Source organism: Kaarinaea lacus (assembly GCF_975902315.1).
In genome coordinates this window covers 1-4,222 of record NZ_CDLKIE010000284.1, presented here as the reverse complement: position 1 = coordinate 4,222, position 4,222 = coordinate 1, and the positions used below count along the sequence as shown (strand labels likewise).

General features: G+C 44.7%; 2 protein-coding genes. One reads left to right on the top strand and one right to left on the bottom strand.

Going from position 1 to position 4,222, the window contains the following annotated elements:
- On the bottom strand, positions 1–2,123 hold a 2,123-nt coding region (gene nirB, locus ACWVCM_RS08935; protein ID WP_455201391.1), incomplete at its 3' end, for a nitrite reductase large subunit NirB.
- A 542-nt stretch (positions 2,124–2,665) separates the two neighbouring features.
- On the opposite strand from nirB, the gene ACWVCM_RS08930 reads away from it, so the two are divergent.
- Positions 2,666–4,069 carry a CmpA/NrtA family ABC transporter substrate-binding protein gene (locus tag ACWVCM_RS08930; protein WP_455201390.1) on the top strand — a complete coding sequence of 468 codons (1,404 nt, stop codon included), beginning with the start codon at positions 2,666–2,668 and terminating at the stop codon, positions 4,067–4,069.
- Positions 4,070–4,222: the final 153 nt, after the last annotated feature.

Sequence of the window (4,222 nt, the reverse complement as noted above, 5' to 3'; positions counted from 1 at the left end):
TCATAACCCGAATCTACACACACCACACCAAAGTCTTTAATGGTAGCTTCTGCACAATTGCGAGGACAACCCGACGCGGCCATCTTGAATTTATGGGGCATCCATGAACCCCAGGACATTTCTTCCAGTTTGACTCCCAGTCCCGTTGAGTCTTGCGTCCCAAAACGGCACCACTCACTGCCTACACAGGTTTTTACGGTACGCAGTGCTTTGCCATAAGCGTGACCTGACACCATGCCGGCCTTGTTAAGGTCTGCCCATACTGCGGGTAGTTGATCTTTCTTTACACCAAACAGGTCAATACGTTGTCCGCCGGTCACCTTCACTTCCGGGATATTAAACTTGTCTACTACATCCGCAATAGCCCGCAGCTCTTTAGGATTAGTCAACCCACCCCACATACGCGGCACTACTGAATAGGTGCCGTCTTTTTGAATATTGGCATGGGCACGCTCGTTAATAAAACGTGATTGCGGATCATCTTTAGCCTCGGCAGGCCAGTTGGCGATAACATAATAGTTAAGTGCTGGGCGACATGAAGCACATCCGTTGGGGGTTTTCCACTCCATATACTCCATGACAGCCTGGATGTTGGTCAATTTGTTGGTCTGAATTGCCTTGATGACCTCATCATGGGGATAATCCGTACATTTACACATCGGCTTCACATGGGGTGCTTCAGAATAATCCCCGCCAAGTGTCGATGCTAAAATTTGTTCGCATAAGCCAGTACAGGACCCGCAAGAACCGGATGCTTTTGTGTGTGCACGTACGTCATCCAAGGTAAACAATCCTTTTTTGGTAATCGCACTAACGATGTCACCTTTTGTAACGCCATTACAACCACAGACTTCCATATTGTCACTCATCGCTGCTGCGGCATTTTGCCCGCCATGCCCGGAATCACCCAGATGTGATTGCCCAAACATTAAGTGATCACGAATGTCCGTAATGTCTGTGTTGTCGCGCAGTAACTGAAAATACCAGGCTCCATCTACGGTGTCCCCGTATAAAACCGCACCCTGAATCTTGTTGTCTTTTATGACGATTTTTTTATAGACACCCCGTGCAACATCTTTCATGACAATGTTTTCTGTAGTGTCATCACCGATGAAATCACCGGCAGAAAACAAATCGATACCAGTAACTTTTAATTTCGTAGAAGTCACAGAACCCAGGTAACGGGAATAACCCAGTTGAGCGAGATGATTGGCACAGACCTTGGCCTGTTCAAATAAAGGAGCAACCAGACCATATGCCTGACCACGATGTTGTACGCACTCGCCAACGGAATAGACACGAGGATCATAAGTCAGCATGGTGTCGTCCACTACAATACCTCGCTCGCAGTGGATACCAACTTTTTCGGCAAGCTCAATGTTAGGACGAATACCCACAGCCATAACCACCAGATCGGCGGGAATCTCCGTACCATCCTTGAAGCGAATGCCGGTAACATGTTCTTCACCCAGAATTGCTTCCGTATTGGCATTCATCAGGAACTTCATGCCGCGGTCTTCCAGCGACTGCTGTAACATACGACCTGCTTCCGTATCCAGCTGACGTTCCATCAAGGTTTCGGGCAAATGCACGACGGTTGCGTTCATACCCTGTTGCATCAAACCATTGGCGGCTTCCAGTCCTAACAGGCCACCCCCAATAATGACGGCGTTTTTAAACTGCTTCGACGCGTCCATCATGGTATCTACATCCTGGATGTCACGAAAACTCACAACACCCGGAAGATCGTGCCCAGGCAGAGGAATAATAAAGGGATTAGATCCGGTTGCGATGATCAACCGATCGTATTCTGCTGTTGTACCATCGTCGGCAAATACCTTGCGCCCACGACGATCAATGTCGACTACTTTCTTACCTTTGATCAATTTGATGTTGTTATCTATATACCATTGTTCGTCATTCAACATGATGTCATCAATGGTTTTCTCACCTGCTAATACGGGTGATAATAAAATCCGGTTGTAATTACCGTAGGGTTCCGCGCCAAATACAGTGATTTCATATTTGTCCGGTGCAATTTCTAATAATTCTTCCAGCGTTCGAACGCCTGCCATTCCGTTACCAATTAACACCAGTTTTTCTTTTGCTACCACTTCCATCATTACTCCTCGACTCGCAAATGCTTTATCACGCTCTGAAACTAAAAGCTTATGTGGAGATGTATCCCCGTTTGACCGAGCAATTACAATATATATGCCATTACGCTAATCAACATATTTAACTATTAAATACAATAAGTTACGTTATCCCTGCTGGCACAAGCAGTTAAAGAATCTATTCGTCATGCCCGATCTTGGTGCGCTCTTGCACTAATATCAGTCGCACTGCGTTATAACGATTCGACTCATTCGCAGGTTTAAAAGTGTTCCATTTAGCATTGATGATTAAATCCGGATCACTCCTCATACATAAATATGCATGTAAAATGCATCATTAAGTAACAATCACTTCTTATATTGCACCATTCCAGCGCGTCTATTAATTACATTTTCCCTCGGTTGCAACTTTTTATTCATCATTTCAATTAGTTAACTCGCTGGCACAGCTCTTGCCATTAGCAAAACGAACAATTTAAGAAGACTTAATTGATCAACTATATAAACAATATTTTTGGTACAACGGTGTGCGACGAGAAGGAGAAGTAATGAAACAGCAGCAATCGTCATCAAGACGTAATTTTTTAAAAAGAACATTAAGTGGTTTAACGCTATCGATGGCGTTAAGCACAGGTTTGCTTTTTAATTCAGCTGTTAACGCTGAAGTGGGAGAACCGGAAAAAGAAGATCTGAAATTTGGATTTATTAAGCTCACTGATATGGCACCCCTGGCTATTGCCTATGAAAAGGGATATTTCGAAGACGAAGGTCTGTATGTAACACTGGAAGCACAAGCCAACTGGAAAGTATTACTGGACCGTGTTATCGATGGAGAACTCGATGGTGCGCACATGTTAGCCGGTCAACCATTGGGGGCAACTATTGGCTTCGGTACCCAGGCACATGTCATTACCGCATTTAGTATGGATCTCAATGGCAACGGTATTACTGTTTCCAACAAAATCTGGGAAAAGATGAAAAAACACGTCCCTCATGAGGGCGGCAAGCCGGTTCACCCCATCAAAGCTGACTACCTCAAACCGGTAGTAGACGAATACAAGCAAGAAGGTAAGCCTTTTAAAATGGGCATGGTTTTCCCTGTATCCACTCATAATTATGAACTTCGTTATTGGCTAGCCGCAGGCGGTATCCATCCTGGATACTATGCGCCACATAAAGGTGATATTACCGGCCAATTGAAAGCCGATGCGCTGCTGTCAGTAACCCCACCTCCACAAATGCCAGCCACTATGGAAGCTGGAACTATCTATGGTTATTGTGTGGGTGAACCCTGGAACCAGCAAGCTGTATTTAAAGGTATTGGTGTACCGGTCATTACCGACTATGAAATCTGGAAAGACAATCCGGAAAAAGTATTTGGTGTTAGCAAAGCCTGGGCTGATAAATATCCCAACACACATATCCGTGTCGTAAAGGCCATGATTCGCGCCGCGCAGTGGCTGGATGAAGGTAACAATAAAAACCGCCCGGAAGCCGTAAAAATATTATCCAAGAGTCAATACGTGGGTGCTGACTATGATGTTATCGCCAACAGTATGACCGGTACTTTTGAATATGAAAAAGGCGACAAACGTGCCGTTCCTGATTTCAATGTTTTCTTTCGCTATAACGCAACCTACCCCTATTACAGCGATGCAATCTGGTACTTAACCCAGATGCGCCGTTGGGGACAGATCCCGGAGAAAAAATCTGATTCCTGGTATAAGGACATTGCCAAAAAAGTCTACCGTCCCGACATCTACGCCATTGCTGCAAAAGAACTCATTGCAGAAGGAAAAGTAAAGGCCAAAGACTTCCCTGATCTGGATAAAGAAACGGGTTTTCGCGCACCGCAAACGCACTTCATTGACGGTGTTACGTACGATGGCACAAAACCAAATGAGTACTTAACCAAATTTAAGATAGGACTCAAGGGTAAAGATAAAATCTAGCCTGTACTTGTTGTAATCTCCCCGTTTGGGGAAGCGGGGAGATTACACAAACACACAATAAAATATAAGCAGTAACAAAACAGTATTGCTAAGCGAGGAAGTACAATGAATACTAAAGTTTTAAATCCGATTGCGTCGTTCGGCAACAAGATA

What these genes read in the sequence shown, in the direction of transcription:
- ACWVCM_RS08930 (WP_455201390.1), top strand. Translation starts at nt 2,666, where the DNA reads ATGAAACAGCAGCAATCGTCATCAAGACGTAATTTTTTAAAAAGAACA.